This window comes from Kribbella voronezhensis, from assembly GCF_004365175.1.
Classification (GTDB): Bacteria; Actinomycetota; Actinomycetes; order Propionibacteriales; family Kribbellaceae; genus Kribbella; species Kribbella voronezhensis.
In genome coordinates this window covers 980,204-1,006,877 of the sequence record NZ_SOCE01000002.1, presented here as the reverse complement: position 1 = coordinate 1,006,877, position 26,674 = coordinate 980,204, and the positions used below count along the sequence as shown (strand labels likewise).

At 64.1% G+C, this 26,674-nt stretch carries 13 protein-coding genes and 1 pseudogene; 5 read left to right on the top strand and 9 right to left on the bottom strand.

Annotated features, from left to right (window positions below; genetic code table 11):
- Positions 1-7 precede the first annotated feature (7 nt).
- Positions 8-214 (top strand): DDE-type integrase/transposase/recombinase, encoded by a 207-nt coding sequence (locus EV138_RS38640; protein ID WP_369410853.1) that lies wholly within the window; start codon positions 8-10, stop codon positions 212-214.
- Here EV138_RS38640 and EV138_RS31925 read toward each other — a convergent pair.
- A pseudogene (locus EV138_RS31925) lies at positions 162-1,542 on the bottom strand (IS30 family transposase). The gene EV138_RS38640 and the pseudogene EV138_RS31925 overlap by 53 nt on opposite strands.
- A 43-nt stretch (positions 1,543-1,585) precedes the next feature.
- On the opposite strand from EV138_RS31925, the gene EV138_RS31920 reads away from it, so the two are divergent.
- The gene (locus EV138_RS31920; protein WP_166678832.1) at positions 1,586-1,900 is read left to right on the top strand and encodes an integrase core domain-containing protein; all 315 of its coding nucleotides are present in this window, start codon (positions 1,586-1,588) and stop codon (positions 1,898-1,900) included.
- Between the two features lie 197 nt (positions 1,901-2,097).
- On the opposite strand, the gene EV138_RS31915 is transcribed toward EV138_RS31920, so the two are convergent.
- The 7 genes from EV138_RS31915 to EV138_RS31885 all read right to left on the bottom strand — a co-directional run bounded on the left by EV138_RS31915 (position 2,098) and on the right by EV138_RS31885 (position 14,326).
- Complete coding sequence (locus tag EV138_RS31915; RefSeq protein ID WP_133983591.1) at positions 2,098-3,066, bottom strand: pyridoxal-phosphate dependent enzyme; 969 nt, start codon at positions 3,064-3,066, stop codon at positions 2,098-2,100.
- Complete coding sequence (locus tag EV138_RS31910) at positions 3,017-6,736, bottom strand: AMP-binding protein (protein ID WP_255513788.1); 3,720 nt, start codon at positions 6,734-6,736, stop codon at positions 3,017-3,019. Before EV138_RS31910 ends, EV138_RS31915 begins: the two co-directional genes overlap by 50 nt.
- A 19-nt stretch (positions 6,737-6,755) precedes the next feature.
- A complete protein-coding gene (locus EV138_RS31905; RefSeq protein ID WP_133983589.1) occupies positions 6,756-7,604 on the bottom strand; it encodes a phytanoyl-CoA dioxygenase family protein in 849 nt (282 codons plus the stop codon).
- Complete coding sequence (locus EV138_RS31900; RefSeq protein WP_166678830.1) at positions 7,604-10,624, bottom strand: non-ribosomal peptide synthetase; 3,021 nt, start codon at positions 10,622-10,624, stop codon at positions 7,604-7,606. Before EV138_RS31900 ends, EV138_RS31905 begins: the two co-directional genes overlap by 1 nt.
- Positions 10,625-10,935: 311 nt before the next feature.
- Positions 10,936-11,820, bottom strand: a complete 885-nt coding sequence (locus EV138_RS31895; RefSeq protein WP_133983587.1) for a phytanoyl-CoA dioxygenase family protein — start codon at positions 11,818-11,820, stop codon at positions 10,936-10,938.
- A gap of 367 nt (positions 11,821-12,187) precedes the next feature.
- A complete protein-coding gene (locus tag EV138_RS38435; protein WP_255513774.1) occupies positions 12,188-12,319 on the bottom strand; it encodes a hypothetical protein in 132 nt (43 codons plus the stop codon).
- A 987-nt stretch (positions 12,320-13,306) separates the two neighbouring features.
- Entirely contained in the window at positions 13,307-14,326 is a 1,020-nt protein-coding gene (locus EV138_RS31885) for a hypothetical protein (protein WP_166678829.1), read from the bottom strand.
- A 1,149-nt stretch (positions 14,327-15,475) separates the two neighbouring features.
- On the opposite strand from EV138_RS31885, the gene EV138_RS31880 reads away from it, so the two are divergent.
- The 3 genes from EV138_RS31880 to EV138_RS31870 all read left to right on the top strand — a co-directional run bounded on the left by EV138_RS31880 (position 15,476) and on the right by EV138_RS31870 (position 22,895).
- Positions 15,476-16,666 carry a DUF3825 domain-containing protein gene (locus EV138_RS31880; RefSeq protein WP_133983585.1) on the top strand — a complete coding sequence of 397 codons (1,191 nt, stop codon included), beginning with the start codon at positions 15,476-15,478 and terminating at the stop codon, positions 16,664-16,666.
- A 671-nt stretch (positions 16,667-17,337) separates the two neighbouring features.
- The gene (locus EV138_RS31875) at positions 17,338-18,804 is read left to right on the top strand and encodes a lipase/acyltransferase domain-containing protein (protein WP_133983584.1); all 1,467 of its coding nucleotides are present in this window, start codon (positions 17,338-17,340) and stop codon (positions 18,802-18,804) included.
- A complete protein-coding gene (locus tag EV138_RS31870) occupies positions 18,804-22,895 on the top strand; it encodes a WD40 repeat domain-containing protein (protein ID WP_133983583.1) in 4,092 nt (1,363 codons plus the stop codon). The genes EV138_RS31875 and EV138_RS31870 overlap by 1 nt, the downstream gene beginning before the upstream one ends.
- Here the strand turns inward: EV138_RS31870 and EV138_RS31865 are convergent.
- Positions 22,892-26,320: a hypothetical protein gene (locus tag EV138_RS31865; RefSeq protein WP_133983582.1), complete on the bottom strand. Its 3,429-nt coding sequence runs from the start codon at positions 26,318-26,320 to the stop codon at positions 22,892-22,894. The two genes, EV138_RS31870 and EV138_RS31865, sit on opposite strands and share 4 nt — an antisense overlap.
- Between the last annotated feature and the right edge of the window lie 354 nt (positions 26,321-26,674).

The window sequence follows — 26,674 nt, the reverse complement described above, 5'->3', positions numbered from 1 at the left end:
GGCCACCGTGATCGACCTCGCGTCTCGCCGGGTAGTCGGCTGGGCAGTCGCGGACCATCTGCGCACCGACCTGGTCGCCGAGGCCCTCACCGACGCGGTGAATCGGCGCCGGCCCGCGCCCGGAGTGATATTTCACTCCGACCGAGGCTGCCAACTTGGACTCAAACGGTCGTTGCAACACCGGCTTGTTGGAGTGAGGCTAGCTGGTCATTGAGTGCTTCGGTGGGTGTCTTCCATTTGGAGTGTCTTGCGTGGTCGGCTGTTGAGGGTTGCTGCGACTGCCCGGAGGTCTTCGGCGCTCCAGCGCGAGAGATCTGTGCCTTTGGGAAAGTACTGCCGCAGCAGGCCATTGGTGTTCTCGTTCGTACCCCGCTGCCAAGGGCTGTGCGGGTCGGCGAAGTAGACCGCGATGCCGGTGTCGATCTTCAGCTGCGCATGCTGGGCGAGCTCCTTGCCGCGGTCCCAGGTCAGCGAGCGACGCAGCTGCTCGGGCATCGTGGCCATCTGCGCGGTGATCGCGTCGCGCATCGCGTGGGCGCCATAGCCGGCCAAGGCAGGGCCGTTCTTGATCCGTGGTTCGATGCCGTAGCCGTCCATGCGTGGCAGGTGGATCAGCATCGTGAACCTCGTGGTGCGTTCCACGAGGGTGCCGATCGCTGACCGGCCGGTGCCGATGATCAAGTCGCCTTCCCAATGTCCGGCAACCGCGCGGTCGTCCACCTCGGCGGGTCGTTCGCTGATCATCGTTTCCTCGGTGACGTGACCGCTCGCGCGTTGGCGGGCACGAGAGCGTGGGACACGCAACGCGCGTCCGGTGCGCAGGCAAGCGACCAGTTCGCGGTGCAGGGCACCGCGGCTCTGGACATAGAGCGCCTGGTAGATCGCCTCGTGCGAGATCCGCATGGACACGTCCTCGGGGAAATCGATCAACAGCCGGTTCGAGATCTGCTCCGGGCTCCACGCTGTCGCCCACCTCCGGTCCTGACGCCGCGGCTTGTTCCGGCCCTTCCACGGCGCCGTCGCCGGCCCCGATACCGGTGTCTGGTCCGGGCGGCGAACCTCGCCCGACAGGCGCTCTTGCACGTACTCCCCGCAACCGCTCGTCCGCGACGAGCTTCGCCGTTTTGGGGCGCAGCGCCAGCAGGTCTGCTTTCCACTGCGCAACAGACGCACGATAGTCGAGCTTCCCGCCTCGAGTCGCGGCGTTGCGGCGCGCAGCTCCCGTGAGATGGTCGACGGGTCACGGCCAAGGCGGCGGGCGATCTCGCGGACACCAGCACCCCGCGCTTTCAGCAGGGCGATCTCCTCCCGCTCCTCAAACGACAGGTAGCGGCCCGTGGCTGCGGCGAGCATGAACGTCGGCATGCCGCCACGCTCCCGGAACCAACGGCTGCCAGCCGCCGGCGACGCGCCAACGGCGACCGCCGACTCCTCACTGGTCATCCCCTTGCGAATCTCACGCCAGAACAACCGCTCCACATCACGCCGCAACGACGGCGCTCCCGGCGACTTCATCGCCGCCCTTCCCGTCAACTCCTTCATCCACCCTGCTGGCCTACCCATCAACACCTCCACGATCAAGGTGTTGCGACGACCAATTGAATCCGCCCAATACACCTCGGCCCACTACGCCAACCTGGCAAGGGATCTCGGCGTCACCCTGTCCGTCGGCCGCAAAGGCCAATGCTGGGACAACGCGGTCGCCGAATCCTTCTTCGCGACCGTCAAGACCGAGCTGATCCACCGTCGCTCCTGGCCGACCCACAAGGCCGTCACCAGCGCGCTCTTCAACTACATCGAGGGCTGGTACAACACCCGCCGACGCCACTCCACCCTCGGCTATCTCAGCCCCGCCACTTTCGAAGCGACCCACGCCACCACCCACCAACAGATAGCGTGAACCAACCTCACATCAACCTTGTCCGTCGGACCGGGTCAACCCCAACCTCGATGTGTATCAGCCAGGCCCAGGGCCGACGGATCGATGGCACGTGGACCTACCAGGAGAAGGACAGCAGCGCATCATGCGTTGACGATGGAGGAGATCATGGCGCCCTGCAATAGCAGATGTTTCACACGATCACACGCCCGATGAAGTCACACTCGGTCTCCCGTGCTCGACGAGCTCGCTCCGTTGAATGTCCGGCTCACGCGTCGAGGACCTCCTGTCACGACGCAGACGGCCCCCGCCAGACGAGACTTCAGGGCTGCGGCCACGCCTGCCGCCGCGGACAACTCGACGTGGCCGATTAGTCCTCGGAGTAAGGCCTGTGCGTGTTCCACCTCCTGATCCGACACTACGACCACGCTGGCCCCTGAGCCGCGGGCAATCTGGAAGCACCGCAGACCTGGCTCATTCGCCCTCAACGCATCGCAACGAGTATCTGCGGCCGGAAGCCGCACTAGGCGATTGGCCGCCAGTGATAGAGCCATCGCGTTGGCGCCGGATGGCTCTGCCCCCACAACCCGCACGCCTCCAAGATCCGCAGCTGTCTGGATCGTGCCGGCAAACAAGCCTCCGCCCCCCACGGGCACCACCACGGTCGACGTGTCTGGCATGGCGTCAAGGATCTCGACCGCAACCGTGGCCTGGCCTGCGATCACCAGAGGGTCGTCGTGAGACGAGCAATATTGTCCTTCGTGTTCGGACGCCAGGTGGCGGGCCATGCGATCGCGCGATTCGTTACTTCCGGCGACCGTCACGATTCTCACTCCTGCACGAACGAGGGTTTGCACCTTGGCGGGGTCGGACTGCTTCGTCACCACCGCCGTGAGCCGGCGCGAGCCAAGGGTCGAAGACAGAACCCAGGCCAAGGCAGCTGCGTGGTTTCCGGAACTGCCGGTGAAAACCTGGCCGATCGAGCTGGTGCCTGACACCCATGCTGCTGCTCCTCGCAACTTGAACGACCCAGTTGGAAGGTGCCGCTCGTCCTTGATCCACAGATCGAGCTGGGGCAAGTGCGTTAGAGGCGTCGGCTCGGCGAGCCGACGTACAGCCGCCAGGGCGAGGGCCACGTCACTGCTCATGCCACTGCGCAATTCTTTCTCGAAGAACGTGGCCGACACGGAACATCTCCGCTCTGGTCACAATGTGGTCTCCGCGTATCTGTTCTCGTTCGATGCTGTCGAAACGGGCCAGAAGGCCAGGTGCTGCATCGAATCGTCGCCGGTCACGCGGAGTTTGGAAGAGCAAGACGGGCGGCAACTCAGCGGCAGTCACTGGTTGGGCGTCCCGTAGCGACAGATCGGCGTGCAGGAGGTCCGACATGGCGCGCTGAGCTGGAGATGGAAGCTCCGCCTTCTCAGTGGTATTGGAAGACCGAGTCGGACTTTGATCACTCCTCAGGCCGGGCACACCAGGGTTGATTCCGATGAGTCTCGAGATACCAGCGTCCCACTGGTGGCTGATTACCTGCGCGACGAGGCACGCGAGAGGGAAGCCGAGGCTATACCCGCAGAGCATGACGGGGCCGGCTAGCTCCGTCAGCGACTGAGCGGTCTCGTGCACGTGCGCGTCCAGCCAGGCGTTCATGCTTCCTGTCCGCTCCAGCGGAGGTGGCCGTCGGATGACTACGACGTCCACCAAGCCGTCCAAAGCCATTGCAAGTGGAGCGAATGTCGGGGAGTCCCCCCCGGCATGCGGAAAGCAGACAAGCGAGGGCAGGATGCTTCCCCGGCCTGCACCCGAGAGCCACGCTGGGCCGCCTCTCTCCTGCCGCACCGCCGTCGGAGGCACAGCCTTATTCGAGGCGGCCGCTTCGGCCACAAGCTGGACAAGGGTCGCCATCCGCGGATCTTCGAAAAAGCGCGTGGCGGCCTGTGAAGTGGCCGTGAGCACTCCCAAGCGTTCAAGGAGCTCGATCGCTTGCAGGGAGTCCAATCCGAGGTGAAACAGCGAGCAGGACGGATCGGCCGGTACAGCTCCCAGCAAGTTCTGGACTGCGGCTGACACCTCGTCGTGCCCTGCCGCAACCTCTGGCATTGGCGTGACGTCGATGCCATTGGCCCGAGGTCGCACAGAGCGGTCGAGCTTGCCATTGGGCAAGCGGGCCACCGCCCCGACGGTCATACGGCGTGGCAATCCCGCCGCAGGCACCTTGCCTGTAAGGAACTGACGAAGCTGCTCGTACGACAGCGGTTCCCGGTTGAAAGCGACTATGGCCGACACCACCGGGAAACCGCTGCTGTCGTCGACGTGTACCGCGGCATCGAGGACCTCTGGATGGCTTGTGATGGCTGCTTCGACTGCTTCGATGTCCACCCGTTCGCCGTTGACCTTGCGTTCCTGGTCGAGGCGGCCGATTAGGCGAATGCCGGCATCATCGCCGAGTTGGTAGCCGAGGTCGCCGGTGGCGTACGTCCACCTGGTCTGGCCAGCGACCTGTCGGTAGGCGAAAGGGGTTGTTCCAGAGGGATCAGCACCTACGTAGCCTGTCGCCACTCCCGGTCCCGCGACTACGACCTCACCCGTACAGCCGGCAGTCACCTCCGCACCACGCGCATCCAGAATAGCGATCGCGGACCCAGCAATGGGCTTTCCCACCGGCAAGCGCTCATACACCGTGGTCTCTTCGCCAACTGGCATGCATGTGACCGTCATGGTCGTCTCGGTCGGCCCATAGAGGTTGAGGACCCGTCCATTCGGTAGCGCCCGGCTTGCGCCTGCAAGATCGCCGCGAAACAGCGGCTCGCCTGCAACACAAAGCAGCCGAACCTTCGAGATCGGGCCGGCCGCGTGTGTTGCGGCAAGAAGCCGTCGCAGCTGAGGCGGGGTCATGGCGAGGATTGCGGTGATGTCGCCTCCCACCACGGCTTTACGCAGTTCCGGTCCATTGAGACGATGTTCGTCGGGAAGTAGTACCAGCGAAGCGCCGCATCGTAAAGGCGCGAGTGTGTCTCTAATGAGAGCGTCAAAGCCCGGCGCTGCGAGTTGGAGGCATCGATCGGAAGGGGATAGGCCGGTTGTGGTCTCCACCCAACTGAGATAGGCCGCTACTCCGCCCAAGGGTGCCGGGACGCCCTTGGGGCGGCCTGTTGAACCGGAGGTGAATGTCACGTACGCGGTTCCCTTGGCGATGGGCCGTCTGCGTGAGGCCAGCCCGTTGGGGCGTCTTCCCTTCGCGGCGAGCCCCTCCGGTCCACTCGTGAGCGTCAGCACAGCGTTGACTTGATCCTCCAGTTGATCCGCTGCACCCGCGTCGACGTGGGGTCTGGCCATGACTGGTACGACGTTGGCATCTAACGCGCCGAGAAGCGCAGCCACTAGTTGTGGTCCGCGCGGGAGTTCCAGGACGACGGCGTCTCCTGGTTCTGCGTTCGAATGAGTGATCAAGTCTTTCGCATCGGAAATCGCGTTCGCGAGTTCTTGACGAGACCACCGGCCGTCGCGCCACTCCAGCGCGGTTGCGTCAGGTGCAGCACGGCGCCATGCGGCGAGTGGCTCGAGCAGTGACCTCGGTTCGGTGGGTATGGCTGATTCGTGCGGCAGATCTACAACGGCGGCGGGTGCAGTCGCGGTCGTTGGGGGTGAGAGTTCGCACTCGACCAGATGCTGCAGCGTCCGTAGCCTCGCCGGTTCCAGATAGCGGGTGTCGGCCGTCAGCCTGCCCTGGTAGGCACCCCCGTGATCCCGGACCTCGAAGGAGATCTGGTACCGAGACTCTTGGGACTCCACATAGTCAACCTCGACTCGCGAATCCGGCAGTTCGATGTGATCGAGCGGAGCGGCAAGGAGTTGGCTCGACACCGCCATCAAAGGATTCGCAGTACCGCGGGTGTCGAGGTCGAGCTCGCGGACGAGCTCGTGAAGAGGTAGATGACGGCGATCGAGCGCGTCGAACATGGCTTCGCGCATGCGGGAAGCTGCGCCGGCGAACGACTCGTCGGGTCGATGGCGGATCGGAACGATCACCGAGTTGACGAAGAACCCGGTGATGCTCATCTCCGCTCGACTGCTTCGGGTGGATACAGGCACAGCGATCGGGAACTGCCATCGGTCCATAAGCCGCGCCAGGGCCCTGGTCCAGGCGGTCAGCCAGACGACGAATGGGGTGCTCCCGATTTCGGCGGCCGTTCGAAGCGCTGCTGTGGCGACGCTGTCAGGTATGTGCCAGGAATCCGACGTGCTTCGGCTGAAACCGCGGCCAATCGGACCGAACATCGGTGATAAATCAATGCTGGAAATGTCCGTGGCGTACTCGCGCAATTGGTCCCGTCGCCCGTCCTCGTGACTCAGGGCTGTCTTCTGCGCTATCTCGTAATAGGCGTGGGAGGTCGTCAGGTCGCCTGCGGGGACGGCACAACGGGCGCGGAGTTCTTCGAGCAGGAGGAAGAGCGTGTGTGCGTCGGTTGCCACGTGGTGGAAGGTCAGTTGGCAGAGGGGCCCCCGCGGACCAGTCCACCATGCGATGCGTAGCGGAGGCTCTCTTGCCAAGTCGAAGGGTCGGTCGACCTCGAGCTGCGCTCGGTGGCGGAGATCCTGCTCCATGAGTGCAACAACGTTTGTCTGCGGCACCGCCGGTGGCCCATCAACAGAAGTCCATCCGTCAGGCCCGCCCCGGCGGAAGCGACAGCGCAGGTTGTCGCGCTCTGCTGCCATAGACAGCACTGCCGAACGTAGCGCATCGGCGGCTGCGCTGGTTCGGGGTCGAAGAAGGACCGCGTGGTTCAGGGCCGAGGAGTCCGGGGTCATCTGCTGGGCGATGAGCAGCCTGATCTGATGAGTTGAAGGGCGCATCATGCGGTCACCCAGCGGGTCACGGGCGCCCCGATTCCTGGGGCCAGACGATCGGGCACACGTATGGATCGTGATAGTCCGGGTGCCCCACGCCGTCCCGGCGGCAGAGCACGTCGTTGAAATGCAGTGTGGGCGCACCGGCCGGAGGCGGTACGTAGTGGTTCTGTTCGGGTTGCAAATGTATCGCCAGCGCGACTCTCGGCAGTCTTGTCGTGTTCGGTCCGCTGCCGTGGACAGTTCGCGCATGATGGACCGACACCTGACCGCGCCTAACCCGCAGTGTCCGGACGGAGAAAGACGGCCATGATGTGATCTGTCGCTCCGCGGAGGTCGCGTGAAATCCGCGCAGAGTGTTGTGATCGAGGTCTAAGGCGTGGCTGCTGTCGACGACCTGCAAGCCACCGTTGCTCTCGTCTACGTCTTGGAGTGGCACCCAGATTGTGAGCATGTCCTGCGATGAGCAGGTGAGCCAATAGCTTCTGTCGGTGTGCCAGCCGACAAGTGCTGGGCCGGGCGCCTTCGAGATCAACTGATCGTGAAAGAGGCGCAGACCGGTGTGGCTGCCCAGTATGCCGGCGATCGATCCGAGCATCGGCGACATCACGAAGTTTCTGATCTCGTCCACCTGAAGGCTGACATAGTCGTTCTGAAGGGTCTGTGAATCGGGCTGACCGGGGTCTGAATCGCCCGGTGGCACCGCCGGGAGCTGAACGTCGAGATCCCGCGCGTAGAAGCGATCAACGCCGTAGGCAAGCGCGTCGAGTTCGGGATCGGTGAGGACTCGAGGTGACACCCACCAGCCGTGCTTTGCGAACCACGCGACATCAGCTTCGCCTACGAGGACGGCGGGTGGAGTGGCCTCGCTCATCAGACTGCCGACTTTTGCTGGCTCGGCGCCCAGGCGTAAAGGAATCGGACGCGGCTACCGGCGTGCAGGATTGCGTCGAAGTGCACGGAGGTGGAGAAGCCATGCATGCTCAATAGTTGCTGTAGATCGTCCAGCTGCTTGTCGCGATCTTGCACTTCTACGACGATGCGCTCTATGCGCGTCCAGTCTCCGTCGTCGAGTCCCAAGAGCACATCGAGTTCACCGTGCTGCACGTCGACCTTGAGCAGGCTCACGGACGTGCAGTTGTGATCCGCCAGCAGGTCCGACAGGCGGACCGTCTGAACTGGGTGCGCGACGGGGTTCTCGCCGACGAGGCCGATCGCCGGCGCGGTTGCTACGCCAGCGCCAACTCTGTTGAGCTGGTTGTCGATGAGCGATGCCATGAGTTGCCGGTCATAGTCGGGCTCAGGATTCAGCGACGACATTGCTGGCATCTGGTCGTATATGAAAAGTGGGGCTTCGCCACGAGTTTGTGCGGCGGCGGCTTCGACGACGGAGACTCGGTCCGCAGTGTTCGCCCGCAACGCCTGGGCGAAAGCGGGATGGGGCTCGACGGCGATAACGCGTGCTTCGGGGTGCCGGTCGAGCACACTGAGGGCGAAGAGGCCGATGTTCGCGCCGACGTCCACGACGACTTCTATTGGTCCGTCGAGCATGCCGAAACGGCCGTAATTGTTGGACACAACGACGTCCAGGTAGAGATGTTTCGCCTCAGCTGGCGAGACACAAGCGATGCGGCCGAATTTCGGGAGGTCAACAGTCGAAGGCACGGCGTTCCGGTCGGACGAAGTGACGCCTGGCTGTTGGGACGTATCGGGCGAGCGCAGTTCGCCTGTAGCTACCGATCGCAGGGTGCGTAGCGTCATTCCAGCGAGGAGTTGCCGAAGTGACACGTTTACACCGACGGCATCTTGGAGTGCCGCCGTGAGCTCAACGGCGGCGAGCGAGTCTCCCCCGAGCGCCACGAACGTCTCGTCTTCGTCACATTCGTCGACTCCGAGGCATCGGTGCCACAGCGATCGGATCCGTTCATCGCCACTTCCCGCGTTGGCGCTTCGCTCACGGAATGTCATCTCCCCCAACTGTGCGACTTGGCGGCGGTCGACTTTGCCCGTTGGCGTGAGTTCTAAGCCCTCGCGAACCATCGTTTCGGCGGGGCGCGGCATCATGTACGGAGGCAATCGCAGTGCCATCTGCTCCAGCAGGCTCGCCTTGTCGAAATCTGGGGTGGGCTCAAACGGCACTACGACCAGGCCAAGACGCTCGACAGCGGAGCTATCGCCGAGACCAAATGCCACAGCGTCGGTTACTAGCTCGGTTGCAAGCGCAGCAGCCTCGACCTCTCCGAGCTCGACTCGATAGCCGCGGACCTTGAGCTGTTCGTCTTGCCGACTCAGGAACTCGAACGAGCCGTCGGGGCGCTCCTTGACGAAGTCGCCGGTCCGGTACGAACGTACGGCGCCGTTCCCATCGTGCCGAGGTTCGTCAGCGAATTTCAGGCTAGGGGCGTCAAGGTACCCAAGGGCGACGGTTTGCCCACTGATCACCAACTCGCCGGGAGTTCCTAGGGTCACGTGGCGCCCGAGAGTGTCCACCACCCGCGCGCCGACACCGGGGACCGGGGTCCCGATCGAGGGGTTGTCCGGCCAAGTGAACGGATCGCCGCCGACGGACATGGCAGTGCAGACGTGAGTCTCGGTGGGCCCGTACTGGTTATCGAGGCCGGAATTGATCTCTCGAAAAACGCGTCGGACCGTGCCCGTGATAATTAGCGGCTCACCCGCACAAATGACTTCCCGCAGCGATGACAGGAGCGAGGCATCTGCGGCGGCCAGCATCGCATGCAATCCCGACGGGGGGATAAACAGGCGCTCGACCTGCCATTCGTGGATCAGCCTGGCAACGAGACTGAGGTCTTGGCGTTGCCAATCAGCTGGCACGAGCAATGTGCCCCCGTCGGCAAGTGTGGACAAGATCTCTTGAAGGGCGACGTCGAAGGAGAGTGCACTGCGTTGCAACGTGCGAGGGCGCGTCGCCACTCCGGAGCGGCGGACCTGCCAATCAACCACGGAGTCAAGGGTTCGTCTGGTTTGGACGACTCCCTTCGGCCGTCCGGTGCTGCCGGAAGTGAACAGGATGTATCCAGGTGCATCAGGTTCGACAGCGGCAGGTGCGCTCAGTTTTGGGTCCGTAGTCTCCGGCATCTCCTGAGCTCGATCGACGTCCACAACACGCGGCGGACTTCCGGTCGTGGAGGCGCATACCTGGAGGGCTTTCGCCGTCCTCGCATCGTCTGCAAGAAGGATGTCGAATCCGGCGACACCGGCTGCTAGCGCCAGTCTTGGAGCTGGGCTCTGAGCATCCAAAGGGACAGGGACTGCTCCCAGGTGGATCGTTCCCAACAGTCCAGCGACGAAGGAAGGCCCGGCGGTGACAAGAATTCCTACGGCGTCGCCGGACACGACGCCCTCAGCCTGAAGGGCCTGCGCGACTGCCAGATATCGCTGTCTCAGCTGCTCGTAGCTGACCGAGCAATTGGCAGTAACGACTGCGGGCGCATCGGGCCAGTGAGCGGCAGCGCTCATGATCGACGTCGCGACACTCGGTGCAGCGTAAAGGGCGACTGTACGCGCTTGGTCCCTTCCTGCCCGGTCGGCTGTGGCAGCAGCCAGGATCTCGTTCACTACCCCCCGACCATGTTGAAGAGCGTCCATCAGTGTCGTGGTGTCTTCCATCCATGCCCGAAGAATCTCTGGGTCAAACAGTCGTTCATCGAACACGACGTGGAGCCCACCTGGCCCGATACCTACCGTCAGATCGTTGCCGAACGTTCGCCCGACAAGCTCGATCTCTCGCGGTGCGACCAAGACGGAGAAGAGCCGTCTCCGACCTCCGTCGGACTCCTGTCCCAGCAATAGCTCAACGTCCTCCGGCGCAAAGCCGGCGAATACTTCGTCAGCCTCAGCGATCGCGCCCCGCACGTGGGCGAGCCACTCCACACATGTCAGGTCACCCGCGGGAGCGTCGACCACCACCGGCACGACGGAAGGGCCCACTTGTGAAGCCCTCAACAAGCCCACCCGCAAAATCGGTGCCTCACCCTGGGCTCCGCCGTGCCCCCGCGCAAGCACGCCCAGGCACGCGGCGACCAGCATCTCTTCGGCCCCTGACACTGCACCCGGCGCGCTGAGGCTGCCGTTGCCCGGCCAAGGCACCTTCGAGCGCCGAGTGAAGAACGGAGGAGTTGCAGCGACTGCCCGCGCGCATCGCAGGACGGTTCCAAGCTGAGGCTCGTCCGATCTTGAGAAACTCATGCGGAGTCCAGACCGATCAACTGAACAGCCTCCGCAGCCGTTCCCTCGAAGAGGATCGGCGACACGAAAGTATCGGCGTAGTCCGGCGTTCCATCGAGTCGCTTCCGGGACAAGAGGTCGTTCACGTGCACCGAGTGCCTGCCGGGAGGAGGCAAGACGTAGTCGTTCGCGGCGTCCTGGAAGTGCACCGTGATTGCGCACCGGGCTGCTTGCGAGCGGTTCGGGGCGCTGCCGTGGATGGTCCGACAATGGTGGAAACTTACCTGCCCCGGCTCCAGTTCGAGGGTCACAACCTCGGGCACAACTCCCGAGGGGGCGATGACCTCTCGGAGTGCGGCGCCGTGAGCCGGCGCGAAGAAGTTCGCGAGGTTGTCATTGCCTGGCCAACGGTGACTGCCTCGAACGAACGACAGCGCGCCTGTCTCTTCTGAGCACGGGGTTAGTGGCACCCAGGCGGTGAGCATCTGATCTGAGCTGCATGTCTGCCAGTAGGCGCGATCGGTGTGAAATCCGATCTCAGTGACCTCGGCGCTATGAATCGCGACAGCAGGATCTTTGTAGATGATCTGGTCATGAAAGAGGCGGATGTTGGGTGACTCGCTCAACACGGCGGCCATCGCCGCCAACTGTGGAAAGGCGACCAATGTGTGAACGTCTTCGTTCTGCAGCGACACATAGTCATTGACTCGGATGCCTGGAGGATCGCCCGGCCGCCAGTCGAGATACCCCAGCCCATTTGGCAGCTCAACGTCCCGTTCGCCCGCGTGATGGCGGGAAACGCCATGCCGCGCCTGATCGACGATCGCCTGTGGGAGAAGTCCGTCGACAACGACAAAGCCGTCCTCGCGATAGCGCTCGACCAACGAAGTGGTCTCTTCCATTGCACGTTCCCCCGGTTCCTGCCCAAGTTGTCGCCGGACCCCACTCGGATTACGCCTCCCCGCGTAGCTCCCAGTTGCCCTAAGCCGGTCATGCGGCGGCTCAGACACTCCCCCTATCGCCTGGAAGGCAGTCGCCGTTACAGACTAGGGCGATCTCTGCATCTCCAAACGCTTGATTCAAAAGAATTGACCGCAACATAGCGAAGACAAATGGTCATCCTCTGCCTGGCCGATCCCTCAAAACAGCTTCAATGAATTCAGTTGCCAGCTGTCTTGCACAGCTGACGTTGCCCGCGGCAAGCGCTTGGCGCTCTGACGCGGCGCACGAGTCCTCGAGCTGATCGCGGCGCCCATCGGCCAACCGCGACTATTGCTGGGCGTGGATCCGCTTCGAGGAGTGCAGGTCCAGGTGCTCCTGCAGGTTCTCGGCAAAGCCGGCTGCGACGTCGAACCGCTCGGGCAGCGCGCCCATGCACTGGCCAGCGGCCTCTCGGTACATAGGGAGCCGCTCCAGCACCCGCACCTCGGTTGACCAGGGTTGAGTCTGCAGCGATCTTCGAGCAGGCTGAGAACGTCAGCCATCTCGGCGAGCGAGAACCCGAGCGGCTTCATTCCCCTGATCGACAGCAGCCGCTGTACATCCGCATCGGGGGTCAGCCCTTCGTTGGTGAACTTCTCGCCCGGAAGTCGACATCCAAGCGATCGCCAGCAACCGACTGCCCTACATGCGGGAGGGGAGCTCACAATGCCGGCGGCGCGAGGATGGCCCGGAGAAGGGATACACCAGGAAGCTCCGAGTACGAGATCAACAATCGGAACGGTGACTAGGCATTGGAAGACCGCTGAGAGGCAAGCTCAGCCAGGCGGATTTAGGCGGCCCCCACGGACCCAGAGCTGTCGAAAATCTCGCCGACGAATCCACGGGACACGGATCGTCGCCCAGCTCGCTAACAGTAGCGGCCACCGTTTCCGACGTACGCACCATGGCCAACGTCGCCAGGGTCAGCGGATCGCCGGTACCGCCGCCCGGAGCCTGGGCGCCCCAGCAAGCTATCAGCGCCAATCGTCGCGGCGTCTTCGCCTTGAACAGGTCTGCGGGCGTTAGGAGTACCTCATCGCCCAGTTCGATGAGTGCCCGACGGCGGCTGCAGGTCGGCCGCGTGCGACCACGACCACCGATGTCGGCACCGGCGCGAGTGATGGCCTCAAGCGCCTCTTCGGGTGATTTCGCTGTGTCCGTGCGACCCCTGAGGCTGTCCACTTGTGATGTTCTACTCCCGGCCCGATCTAGGACTGCAACGACGGCTCAGCCGCCCTGTCTGCCTGACGCCTTCGCACTACGTCCGCGGTCGTCAACGACGGCGAGAGATGCAGCGCGAAGTGCTCTCCGATCAACGCGTCCGCTCCGGCGGGAACCGCTGGCCATGGAAGAGACCACAACGATTCGAGGGGACCAATCTGAAGCTTGATCCCAGCCTCCAAGTTTTTAGTCGAATTCGGCACTAGGTCCGCAAACGGAACTAGGTCCGCCGCGACCTGGTCGCTGACCTCGCTTCGAGCACCTCTGAAGCAGCCTCGGACAACTGCGTCGTACCAAGCTCTGGATCACCGGCGGGAGGCATCTCCAGCCAGCCGATCTCACCTCGACGCCCGGGATCGGCGCCAGCATTAACAAGGCCGCGTCGTCCGGCCATCGATCGAGTAGACCCGCAACCTCTTCGGGCTCGAAGGGACTATAGACAGCGGCCAACTCCGGCCCGATGGAATCGTCGAACATCTCAGGTAAAGCCGCGTTCAACGCCGCGCCGCCGAGCACCCGGCGGAACCGCTCGACCCCCGTCTGCTCATCGTTGTCCTCGCCGCGACGCCAGCGCGCTCGCTCGGCGCGAGCGAGCAGTTGGGCGATCAGCGCCGGGTCCGTCCCTGCGTTGAGCTCCTGGCGGGACAGCCCAGCCAGCCGGCGCCCCCACAGCCCTTCGAACACAGCCACGAAACCCGCTGAGTCTCCAGCAAGAACCACGGTCCGCAATGCACCCCGATACACCTGAGCAAAGCGCCGCCGATATTCCTCCTGGAAACGGGGCCTGCTCTGGCGCGCTCGCGCCTCCTCGATCGCCGACACCGACAACAGCCGCAACTTTACCGCATCAGAAAGCTCGCCAAGATCCTCCGCGCAAAGCGCCAAGTCACCCACGATGTAGGAAACTGTGGCCTGATCGTCCTCACGATCGACGAAGTACTCCAGCGCCGCAGCGAACTGCTTCACGGCAGCCGCAGGATCGCCCGAATGGCGCTCGGAGTGCCCCAACGTCATCTGCAAGTGCGGGACCGCGCGAAAGTGTCGCGCCTCTTGTGCCCGCTCGATCGCGATACGACAGATCCGACGCGCCTCTTCGAACTCACCTCGCGACAGGTGAAGCTCAGCAAGCACATCCGCCAAGTCAACTGCCTCCTGAACCTGCCCCGACCTCGCGGAAGCCTCGACCACCAGCTGTAGGACCGGCATCTGGTCATCTGTCCGGCCAGACAACCGACACACATCCGACAAAGGCAACGCCGCCGACGCCGTACCGACATCTGACCCCAACGCCTGAAACCTGTCCACCGCCTCCGCAGCACGGCGATCGCCTCGTCGGCCAACCCCAGAAGGCCAAGCGCCTCACCACGACCGACAAGAACATTCGCGATGTAGACCCGGTCCCCAAGCTCACGCGCACGCCGCTCACACTCGTCAAAGGCGCCCAGCATTTCCCCGGCAGCACCACCCCGCCGAAGGATGTGTCCCTTCGGCACCAAAGCACGAACCTGGCCGAAGGCGTCACTCGCCTCAACCGCGAGCATGTACGCCTTACCGAAACACGCTATCGCTGCCATAACCAGAGTTCGATGACCACCAGGCCGACACCCAGCAGGCTCATCTGCTTCGACTCGACGACGTCAAGGAGTTCGTCAGTCGCTCACCCTGCAGACACTCCGCAAACTCGGCGCCGTTTCAGTCTCCATAGAGCCTCGCCTACCGGACCCATCAACTCTGAGCCTTCGTGCGCCGTTGAAGTGCTCCCTTCCAGTACCCAGCAGGCAACGATTCCTAACCGAGTTGCCCTCCAGAACTGCTGCGGCCGTGCGCGGGCATCATCGAAGTCGTTGTTCGGGACCACGGCAGCAGCATGGGGCAGGACCTACTCGACTAAAGAATCCCGATATCCGTTCGGGACCTGCTATCGAGGTGACTCGTCCTCGTCGGTGTCATAGCCGAAGAACAGGTTGATCAGATCGACATCGACCACCACTGACTGTTGCTAAGGCGACGGCGAGTGGGCGTCTAGGTCTATATGAAGGCCAGCGCGCAGATCGACCAATGCAGCCACACCGCGATCCCGCAACTCCGCCACACGCCGAGAGAGTTTCAAGACAGTCATCCTGCTCTCAAGAGGCCACCGACTTGGTCCATCGGAGGTCTGCACCGAGCAGCAACTGACCCTCCCCACCCGGCAACACCAGTTACCAGAGCTACCTGACACAGGGTGGGTGTCAGCGGCACGGCAGACTTGCCAGAACAACTGCGTCCAGGAACTGCACGTTGCCATCTTCTCGTAGTCGTCCGATCCCACCGCTAGCATGCGAACCAAAGGCCCATCACACTGCGGGAGGCGCCATGAAGCCCACGGGACGGGCAGCAGCAGTCAAGTTCTTCGATGATCATAAGAACTTCGGCTTCGTCGAGATCCCCGGGCTAGGTGACGCCTACGTTCACCGCACCGCACTTCCCGGGGAGGGGTACCGGACGCTCGTCTCCGGAGAACCGGTCCTTGTAGAGTTCGCCGAGGGCGAACGGGGCCTTCAGGTGACCGCCGTGCAACGGCCACCGCAGCGGCGGAGTGGAACAGTCGTGTCGTTCGACTTCTCCCGTGGGTACGGCATGATCAAGGATGGCGGCCCTGGCGACGAGGTCTTCGTTCACTACAGCAACATCCTGGGCTCGTCTGGCAAAGCGGAGCTGCTGGTCGGCGAGTCTGTCGAATTCTTTCGCAAGTCAACCGACCGCGGAGACCAAGCGATCTTTGTCAAGCGGCTCGACGCTCGACACCCGTGGGACCGCTTCGCGTATGTCCCGGTGGAGGCGTACCAACGCCTCGCCGACATCTGCGAGCCCGAGGACTGGACGCTCGAGGCAGAGGACTCGCATGCAACTCCTGGTCGCCTTCCAATCCTGGAGAGCTACATCCGCTACACCTTCGCGCGGGTTGAAGAGCAAGGACAGATTCCGGAAGGCGCAGATGCGGACAGCACGCGGGTAGCTGCGTTCAACACAGGGCTTGTGACTACGAACCAAGAAGAGATCTATGGCTTCTTTGCCGAGTCCCGAGATGCGGCTCATGACTGGCATTTCGTGGACTGGACGAAGGCGAGCGACAACCGTCTCTCCGGCGTATTCGACGAACGCCCTCGGCTCGCCCAGTACTGGGAGGATCCGGCGATCCTCTTCTACGATGTTCGTCGACCACTGATCTTGGATTGGGACCACTTCGTCGAGGACAACATCCACCGCTATCCCGAGGGTTTTCGAGACAATCCAGCGCTCGCTCGGGCCGCGACTATGGCCGCGGTAGAGACAGCCAAACAACGGGTCGCTCGAAACTACAAGACCGCGGTGCCACAGTTCCACCGAAGCGAAGTCCAACTTCTGCTGCCACTCAGCATCGACGCATCCGGCATGGCTCAACTCGCCCTAGTCGTGCGGAGAGTAGGAAATGAGTATGTCGGCGAGACCGTGCTACCGCTGCATATGGCGATCAAGAATGCGAGGCTCCTTGCGCGGCCCGACCGCGATTGGCTGCAGCCGTAACCGCATGACCCACCGCGCCGGGAGGAAGCCAAGCAGGTCGTCCGGCCGCCTCGATCTGCGAGCCGCGCTCGAGGAGAGTCTGCGCCATCTCGCCAAACTGGCGGGATGCGCGTCCAACTTGATCGGCGAAAGGCGGACCGGCAAGTCAACCATCGGTTTGCGAGGGAACACCCTCGATCACCTCACTACGTCGGTGGCTCCACTGCCGTGTACGCCGCTGGGACGGGTACATCGCGAGCGCGGCGGTACCGGAGTACATCGAGTTTCCGGTACCGGTCATCCCGCCCGAAGTGCGCCCGCTCGGTGCCCGGAGCCTGGCGGACGCAGCGTGGCGTTCTTCTCGTTCAGCCCCGAACAGTTGGCTGACAGAATCCGACGCCAACAATCGACTGGAGGCGAAGACCGACGTGGTACGTCTTGCGGAGCCAGGGCATCGTGGATTGTCCGGTAGCGCTGGGCCCAGGTCAGACGGGGTTGCGCCGCCTCATCAAATCCGTCGGGATACGGGCGCAGCATATCGGCAAATTCCATGAAACGCTTGTCAGAATCGACGAACGAGCTCAGATGCTCCTGCGCCACCATCACCCAAAACATCCATATCTGACCCTGCGCTTCGCTGGAGTGGTGTCCCAGGCGCCCCGGGATCCAAGCGATACGAGCTGAAGCTCGTATTGTTCTCCCTGAACGATCATCCCGTTCGACAGGCATGGATGTGGGGGACTTTGATGTCGAATACAGCAGACCGTCCGTGGCCAGATAACCTGCGGCCGGGTCTAAAGGTGACCCGCGACGCTATCGTCGTCGTACCCGGAATCATGGGCAGTGAGCTCTTCGACGCCGAAACCGGCAAGACGTTGTGGGGCCTGCGCAAGTCGGCATGGTACGTCCGCGCGTGGGGTCGTGGAGACGGCCTAGAGGCTCTTGCCCTCACCGACGACGAACTGTCCGGCAAGATCGGACGAGTGCGGGCCGGCGATCTGTTGCGGTTCCCCGCCATCGTGCCAATCCTGTCCGGTATCGAGCCATACACGAAACTCAGCAAGGCGCTCAGTCAGGTGGTCTCCCACCCGGATGCGGTGCTCGGCTTCGGATACGACTGGCGCCTGCCGGTCGCCTTCAACGCCCGCCTCCTGGCCAAGGCCGCAGCGGACCACCTGGAGAAATGGCGACTGCGATCGGGATTCGAGGACGCACAACTGCTTCTAGTGGCCCATTCCATGGGCGGTCTGCTCTGCCAGGCGATCCCCGAAGACTCGGGCCTGGAAGACGTCACGCGCGCGGTCGTGACGCTGGGCACCCCCTTCGGAGGCGCAGCGAAGGCTGCCTTACTCCTCAACTCGGGCCTTGGCGCTCCGCTCCCAGCCGGCAGACTACGCCGCCTCGTGGCGACGATGCCCGGAATTCACGCCCTACTGCCTAGCTACCGCTGCGTCGACGATGGCGCCGACGCCCGCCGGCTGACCCCTGCGGACGTCGGCGCCATCGGCGGCTCGCCGCAGCTCGCCGCAGACGCCTTCGCCACTCGTGATGCCGCGCGACCACTGGTCAATCACCGTGCTCTGATAGGAGTTCGCCAGCCGACGCTCAGCGCGCTGACCATCGACAGCGGCGTCGTTACTGCCCAGCCCTACACCTTCGTGCCGGAGCCGGATGGCGAGTTGGCACGGCGCGCGAACGGGCTGCTGCACAAGGTGCACGGAGAAGGCGACGGAACTGTTCCGCGGGACTCCGCCCGCCCTGACAGCGGCGCCCCAATGCCCTTGGCCCAGCAGCACGGCCAACTGGCTCGTTCCCCGGAAGCCATCGACTTCGTCCGTGACATCGTGACCAACATCGAAGCGGACCTCGGACCAAAACTGGGCGTCGGTGACGGCATCGGACTCAGCGCGCCGGATTTCGCTGTACCTGGGACCCCGTGGATCGTTGACGTCACCGGCGTGATCGGCCGCGCGAAGTACAGCATCACCGACCTCGACGCCCGTAAGGTCATCGTTCGCCAGCGGCTCCGACGGGTCGGTGACGGATACGCTGTCAGTGTGGTCCTACCGTCCCCCGGCCTCTACCGCCTGAGTGTGGCCGGCGGCGGATTCTCCCCGGTGACTCGGCTAGTTCTCGCCATCGGTCCGCAGGACTCCTGATGAGTGACGGCAACGCACTGGAGGTCTGGTCGATCGGAATCGGAAAGTACCGCGACAAGAGTCTCGAACGCCTCGCGGTCACCAAAGAGATCCGCAAAATCGTCAAGGCGCTCGCCGATTTTGGCGCCGTCGACGTTCCGTGGGCAGCTCCGATGCGTGAACGGACTTCGGATGCCGTTCACGACCGCCTGAAGGGCTGGAGCAGGTCCGGAGGATCCCAGAGCGTGGTCTGCTGGATCGGCCACGGCTTCACAACAGAGGAGCAGTCCGTGCTCGCTCACGCCGGCAGCTCCGCCGGCTCTTTTGCGGGTTGTTTCACACCACAGCAACTCGTCGAATACATCATCGACAAGGAGGACGAGTCTGACGACGACCAGTGGATCTTGTTCGTCGTCGACGCCTGTGGGTCGGCGACCTTCATCCAGGAGCTCAACTATCGCGTGGACCAGGCGGCCGGTCCACGACGATTGCTCCTGCTCGGCACCTCTGGGCCAGGCGCTGCGACGCTGGGTCGGCTGAGCAGGACCCTCAAGGCGATCCTCGAGGACACCTTTGCAGTGGACCAATCGATCTCGTTGTGGGACCTCTGCGGAGAGCTGCGGAGGATGCTGCCCGATTCCGAAATAGTCCCAAAATCCATCCATGACGCTTTCCTGGTCCGCCGCGCACCGGTGTTGGCCGGTACGACGGTCGACAACCTCGGGCGCCTGAAGGCAGTCCTGGCGAAGCTGACCGACGACGAACGACAGCACTTCGTCGTCAAAGCGCGCGGCAGTGAGTTGGGTGACGAGGCCTGGTATTACCAGGAACGCCCAGCCGAGAGTCGCGCAGTTCTCAATTGGCTGATGCACACCGACAGCGGTCTGCTGGCTGTCACCGGACCTCCAGGTTCCGGCAAGTCCGCCCTGCTTGGTCAGCTGGCTATCCGCAGCCAGCCGAACACCAGGAATCTTCTGGCTACAGCTGACCTCCTGCTCGCCGTACCTGCAGATCAGCGTCCCCCGGACAACTGTTTCGATGTTGTCGTGCACCTGACCGGCCTCACATCCGACGACCTGGTCAGCCGGATTGCGCACTCGCTTGACCTCGAACCTCCAGTCGCACGACTCGACGATCGGATTGCGTGGCTACTGTCTGGGCTTAAAACGCGGGCTCCGCTGACACTTCTGCTGGATGCTCTGGACGAGGCCGTCGACCCACTGGGAATGGCACGTACCCTCCTCCTGCCCATCTCCCGGTTGTCCAGGATTCGGCTGATCATTGGAACTCGACCCTCCACTTGGATGACGGATCTGTCGTCCGCCTCCGAGGGACGAGATCTCCTGGATGCCCTCGAGACCTCGCTCGACGCGACGGTCGTGGTACGCCGCGATCCTCAGGCCATCGCCAGGTACGTGGCTCGACGGCTGGCGGATACCGTGACGAGCGGACAGATCTCCGCCGACAACTCCACAGTCGTGTCCGCCGCGATCGCCATTGGGCTCGAGCGACAAGAGTTCCTCTTCGCCCGGCTGCTGATCGCCGAACTCCGTAGCGCCCCAGCCACACTGACCGAGAATGCGATCGATGAGCTCCTCCGGTTGGATCACCGGCAGCTCTTCGCACGTGCGCTCGATCGCATCAGCGCCACGCACCGAAGTGCGGAGCCTCTGCTTCGAGCACTCGCGATGAGCCGCGGGCGGGGTCTGCCGATCCGCGACGGCATCTGGGCGGTGATGGGCACGGCCTTGTCGGCCGACGCCATAGTCGACGACGCCGACGTCCACCGGCTACTCGACGCCGCGGCTCCCTACATCTCGGTACACCGAGAACACCAGCAGACGGTCTACCGCTTCGCACACAGAACCTTCGAGGAGTACTTCGCGTCCGACAGTTCCGTGGTCGAGCGGGCCAATGCGGCTCTGACCCGCGGCCTGCTCGGCTCGCTTCGTCAGTCCGCCGAAGGCACCTCCAATCCGTACCTCGTCTACCACCTGTCCGGCCACGCTTCCGCAGGAGGACCCGACGGCTGGTACGAGTTGGCGGTCAACAACGACGTACTCGATCGCCTCGACTCGCCGACTCTGTTGGCTGATGCGCTCCGCTCCCCGATCACCCACCTGCCTCCGCTGATCCGAGCCATCGTCTCGGCCCAGCATCTGCTGAACACTGCCGGAGTCGGTGACCGTCGGGGGATCATCCAGCTCGCACTCGCTCGGCATCGCGACCGCACGTCGAGCTTACCCGCGCTGCGTGGAAGGTGGTCCGTACGATGGGCAGAACTCGTGCAACAGCAGACACTTGTCACCCTGACCGGCCACGTCAAGCCGATCACCTGCATTACCTGTATCGGGCACAGCGGGCACCATTTGGTCGCCAGTGGCAGCTCCGATGGCACTGTCCGCCTCTGGAATCCCCTCACCGCGGCTCCGGTTGGTGACCCGCTCCTCAGCAAAGGGACTGCGGTAACGGCAATCACGACCACGATGATCAGGGGGCAACAGCTTCTGCTCTGGGGGGACAAGGCGGGAGAACTACACCGATGGACAGAAGCCGCCGGTGTGCATTTGCTCGCACGCCACGACAAGCCCGTGACGGCTCTGGCAGTCGTGGCCCGGTCGTCTGAGCGACCGTTGCTGGCCTCCGGGCATCAGGACGGAGCAGTCCGGATCCACGATATCGAGACAGGAGCGTTATTGACGTCGTCTCGGATGGCCGGTCCGGTGCGGATCCTGGTTGCCTGGCCAGAACACGCTCTCTCCATCGGCACTAACGACGGCGTTCTGTGGCAGTGGGACGACCCGCTTACAACGAACCAGCCGACGCGATCGGTGCGCGGCCATCAACGCGGCATCCGCGCCGGTGCAGTTCTCGACGACCTCGACGGTTCAGCTCAACTGCTGACCACGGACAATGACGGACGGGTGGTCCACTGGGGCGCGCCCAACGCAGAGCCGATCGAGCTGATCAATCAGGAGTACGGCGTCCGCGCAGTGGCCGGCGCACCAGACGGCACGCTGCGGTTCGCCACCGGAGACAATAGCGGGACCGTGAGTTTTTGGGACGGGGTCGGCAACAAGATCGCACCCTCCCTCACCGTCCACCGCGGCAGAGTGATGGCCGTCGATCTCGTCGCACCGGCAAAGGGACGTCTGCTCGTGGTCAGCGGAGGTGAGGATGCAACCCTGCGGATCTGGGAACCCGAACCCGACGCGGCGGATGACCGTGCGGACCGGTCGGTTCGCACCCTTGCCGAGGTACGCGGTTCATGTCCGCCCAGGCTCGTCGTCCACCGGAACAACGGCGTGGAGCTCAAAGATGCCAATGGCAACAACGCTCCCGGTTTCTCGATCCAGAACGAGATCCGATCCGCACACACGTCGCTGGCGTGGTCCGATCCCGGCGGCCGAGTCCATGTCGTGACGGGCACGAATCAGCAGACCGGGGCCGTCGAGGAGTACGTCGACCAGCAGGTCCGAGTCGTCCGCGTTCGAGGAGTCGCGTTGACGACGTATGTCAGCGATGCCGGGAGGACCGTCCTGGTCTCGGCGGGTCTCGACGACCTCGTGCAGTTCGTGGATCTCGAAACTCTGATCCCGGTCAGAGGTCCGCTCCGCGCGCCTGGCAATCCCATCGGCACGATGACGTCACTTCCCGGCGACGACGGCGTCCGGCTGGTGACGAGTGGACGAAGGGCGCCGGCTCTGCTGTGGAATCCGGCAGTTGCCGATGGGGCACCGACGACAATGAGCGGAGTACCCGCCGCGACCTGCCTACTGGCTGGCCGATTCACAACGGCAGCGCAACCCGTACTGGCGTTCGCGACGTCGGACCGCACCGTCCGGCTGTGGGACCCAGTAGCCAGTGCGACCTTTGGTGACCCTCTTGCCCTGGAAGCCCAGGTCGCCGCCATGACGACCTTCGAATCGGACGGGAGAATCAAGCTGGTCGCCGCTGCCCGGACCGGCGACATCCATGTATGGGACCCCAGGTCGGGTACTCCGCCGCAGCGCCTCCGAACGGGACTGCACGTCAGGGCCGTCGCCCAGGCCGGCGACCACGGGCTCGCCGTCGCCGGCCACGACGGGCTGGCAGTACTAGACCTCGGCTAGGAGAGCACCGCCAATTCGGGAACTGTGCGGATCGACCACTCGAGCAGGGTCCTGGCGTGACGGGACCTGGTCGCCTCGAGAGTACCGCGGCCGGCGCCGTCCGGCTTCCTGGCAAGCAAATAGATCGCCCGCCGCGCAGCGAAGCATGCGTACGCCTCGGCCCACTGCGGTGAATCGACGTCCGGCAGGGACCGCGCGAGATCGGGCAATTGGCGCGCAAGCTCGGCGAGATAGGTCCGGGCGAGTGCGAGCCTCGCTTCCTCCCCTTTTGCCGAGCAATCGAACAGTGGCCTGTCTTCGACGAGCTGCGCGACCTCGAAGCCGACCGGGAGAAAGGCTCGCGAGGCAAGGTCGACAGCCACCACCGCTCCAGAGTCGGTGACGAGCCAGTTCTCGGTATGCGCGTCGCGTTTGCCGACCAGCGGCAGACCGGAGGGCACCAGTTCGCTCCATCGACGCGCCGCCCGTGCGGCGTCCCGACGCCCGAGTCTCCCCAGCTCACGTTCCAACTGCGGTACGACATACCGGAATGGATCGATCCCGCGCGGGGCTGACCCACGCCACCCTTGGATGAACGCCAACAAGGTGACAGACCGCTCGACGGCCCGGCATATCTGTGCCGGCGGTCCGTCCGGGCCGAGATCGGCGCCCTCGATCAGGTTCGAGAGTGCCACACCGGCTGCTCGGTAGCTCACGATCACCCACCGCTTGGTCTCCGGCTCATGGACAACAGCAAGCGGCTGCACGGTTCGGACCCATGACGGAGCTGTGGTCTTCTGGATGTACCGCCGGAACGCCGCGGTGCGCTCGCTCTCCTGTTCGGCCTCGGCACGGTTTGCGACCGGTTTGGCAACCAGCGTCGAGGAGAGGAGTCCGTGCGGATCCTTCAGCACGTACGTCTCCCAGTTCCGCCGGCCGCCGAGCGCGCTGATCATGAACTCACGGTTGTTCACGAACCGACGGCAGGCTTCGGCTCGCAGTACGTCGACGTCACCCGACCGGGTCGCCGCCCATATCGCCGGAGCCGCCGCGATGCCGGTCGTGGCGTCCGTCGGCGGGAGCGCGGGCAACCTCGCCGCAGCCCGCGGTGAGGCGGCGGCCAGCTCGGCGAGCTGCAGCAGTGGCCATGGCCAACTCGGATCGGTCGACGCGGCCAGCGCGGCAAGGCGCACAGCCTCTGCGAAGTCCTGGTGCCGACCCCGCAACTCCCACAGCCGATAGCAAGCCGCCGCGGCAGACGAGTACGCCTCGCGAACCACGTCCTTGCCCTGCGCAGTTCTGGATCTCGACTTGAAGCTGACCGCATTCTCCAGGACCTCGACCGCGCCCGTACGGCGGCCGAGCCGGAGATAGGCCTCGCCTGTCAGGCTGAGATGCTCCGAGGTCTCATTTCCCAGATCGGCGCTCCGCTGCAGCCAGGTAACCGCCTCGACGAGATCGGTGGACAACCGGCCGAGGGCACTGCGACGCAGATAACTGTCTCCGAGCATGCTGGAAATCCGCCGCCGATCGAAAACGAATCCGGTCTCCGACTCGGCGATCCCGAGAGCAGCGTCGACCGACTCCGCGCCCGGTGGCAGGTCGTCGGGAGGCAGATCCCAGCCGCCTGCCCGGTCTGCGACCAGCTCGAATTGCTCGATCGTTTCGTCGAACAGCTCGATCGCGGCGCGTCGGCTGTCCTCGTCACCGATTGCGGCGACTAATCGTGCCTTGCGGAACGCGGCCTGAGCCAGCGCGAGCCGACCCGTCAGGTCCTGTTCCTGCCAGTCGTCCTCGACGACGATCCGCATCAGCCTGTGGATCCGGTCCAAGACGGCGAGCTCGACACTGCTGACCGCGCCCGCCCCATCGGTGATCATCAGCAGGCGCGCCGCGTGGCCGGCCGCAAAGCTGCGATGTCCGCCCGAAGCCCGCTCTGCGGTAGATTCGAGATGGTCCACCACGCGCCGGATCAGCCCTGTGTCATCGGGCGACAGATCGCCCTCGGCCGACACCAGCAGCCGTGCTCCATACGCCATCGGGGTGATGGCAACCCGCACGTCGTCCTCACCGCATCGTAGAGCGGCGTCGAGGGCACCTCGTACCGCCCCCACGTCCTCGTCGATAACCAGTAGACGCAGGTCGATCTCGACCTCCAAAGCTTTCAGCCGCCGCGCCAACAGGGCGTCCGGATCCGGATCGTCGTCGACTGCGTCGAGTCCGATTGCCACCGCTAGCGCGGCCTCTTCGTAAGACTCTTTCGTACCGCCGCCAACGAGCAGCCGCGCATGCTCAAACTGCGCCCTCGACCAATATGGGCCGGAGATCGGCGATCCCGGCTGACCCATGGGGCGCAGGTCCCGGATCGCCGCCACGACGAGGTCCATCCGGGGCTCTCCCAGCAAACGGCTCGCGTGGGCCGCCCGGAGCAGCGACTGGCCGCGCTTGATCTCCGCCACCACAGTGTCCTTGCGTCCCTCAACCGGCATACCGATCGAAACAGTCCACAGCAGAGCCGAGGCGACGAACGCGCTCCGACCGGCCAGCAGCGCGTTGCGGTCGAGTGGATCGAACTCTGCATCTGGAGCGTCCGCAAGGTGTTCGGCGTCGGCGCCTTCGCGCGGCTCCGAGATGCGTCGGGACGCAGTCAGAGCGCGGAGGCCGCGAACGAAGTGAACGCCTGCCCGTGCCTCCACCAATCCACCGGTCTGCAATCCGGCATCCCGCGCGAGGTCCAGTGGTCTCGACGCTGCGGCCAGATCGGCTTCGTCACGACCGATCTCGAAAAGTCGAAGATGCACCTCGGACAAGAGCTGACAGTGCTGCGACGTACGGTCGCCGTACATCTCCGACATGGCGAAATCGTGGGCCGCACCACGCAACAGGTCTTCGTTGTCCGTGGTCTGCCTGGCCAGGAAGAGCTGACTGGCCGCCCGCATGCCGCGCCACCGCCGCCGCTGGTCGTCGTCGCTCGTATCGTCCAGTTCCTCGACGATGTCCCAGCATTCCAGCGCTGCCCGGATACAGGCACGGTAGGCGACGTAGTCGCCGAGGTCGCCCGGCGTGCGCAAGAAGGCATAGAGCCGCCCTGCAAGTCTCAGGTTCAGCTCGCGCCAGGTTCCCATCCAGCCGAGCCTCACCGCTCGTAGGCCTGGCTCCAGCGAGCTGCCGAGGATCTCCGCGTCACTGAAGGCCGTACGGACTAGCAACATCCCTAGGACCTCGGCGGAGATCGGCAGGTTCGTTCGGTTTCGCTGTGCATCGAGCATTGCCTTCCAGGCAATTCCGGCTACATCGGCGCTTCGCTGCGGGTCCTCAAGCGACACCAGCACGTCGGCGCCGCCGAAGAGTGTCGCCAACGTCAGCAGGTCGCCGTCGCTGACCAACAAGCCGATCTCGGACAGCAAGCCCTTGAGCGACAGACCTCCCAACGGCCTCGCCTTCATCTCTGGTACCCCGTCTTCGCTTCCTTCACCAGCGGCACAGCATCCCCCTGCCCCTGCGTGTCATAGACATCATCGAGCGAGAGTGACCAGCGTTACATCAAGTTCGCCAAGGTCGACCGGCACCCGCGGTATGCCGATGGTCGGATGCCGGAGTCGGCCTACGGCACTCTCTGAGACGACTTGCTGCAAAGCGCCATCGTAGTCGTCATGCGCAGGGCAGGCCCGCAGATCTGGACGCTCGAGTAGCTAACAGAGTCGATCGCTCGCACGGAGGGATTAGAGGTCATCGACGGGCCGGTCGACCCGCCCGGCTCTACGCAGTCCGCACACCGCAGGGCGGCGAGAGCATCGCCG

Bases quoted from the DNA above. Each gene is read 5' to 3' on its own strand.
- EV138_RS31910 (WP_255513788.1), bottom strand. From the start codon at position 6,736: ATGCGCCCTTCAACTCATCAGATCAGGCTGCTCATCGCCCAGCAGATG.
- EV138_RS31905 (WP_133983589.1), bottom strand. From the start codon at position 7,604: ATGAGCGAGGCCACTCCACCCGCCGTCCTCGTAGGCGAAGCTGATGTC.
- EV138_RS31895 (WP_133983587.1), bottom strand. From the start codon at position 11,820: ATGGAAGAGACCACTTCGTTGGTCGAGCGCTATCGCGAGGACGGCTTT.
- EV138_RS38435 (WP_255513774.1), bottom strand. From the start codon at position 12,319: ATGTACCGAGAGGCCGCTGGCCAGTGCATGGGCGCGCTGCCCGAGCGG.
- EV138_RS31885 (WP_166678829.1), bottom strand. From the start codon at position 14,326: ATGCCGGTCCTACAGCTGGTGGTCGAGGCTTCCGCGAGGTCGGGGCAG.
- EV138_RS31880 (WP_133983585.1), top strand. From the start codon at position 15,476: ATGAAGCCCACGGGACGGGCAGCAGCAGTCAAGTTCTTCGATGATCAT.
- EV138_RS31870 (WP_133983583.1), top strand. From the start codon at position 18,804: ATGAGTGACGGCAACGCACTGGAGGTCTGGTCGATCGGAATCGGAAAG.
- EV138_RS31865 (WP_133983582.1), bottom strand. From the start codon at position 26,320: ATGAAGGCGAGGCCGTTGGGAGGTCTGTCGCTCAAGGGCTTGCTGTCC.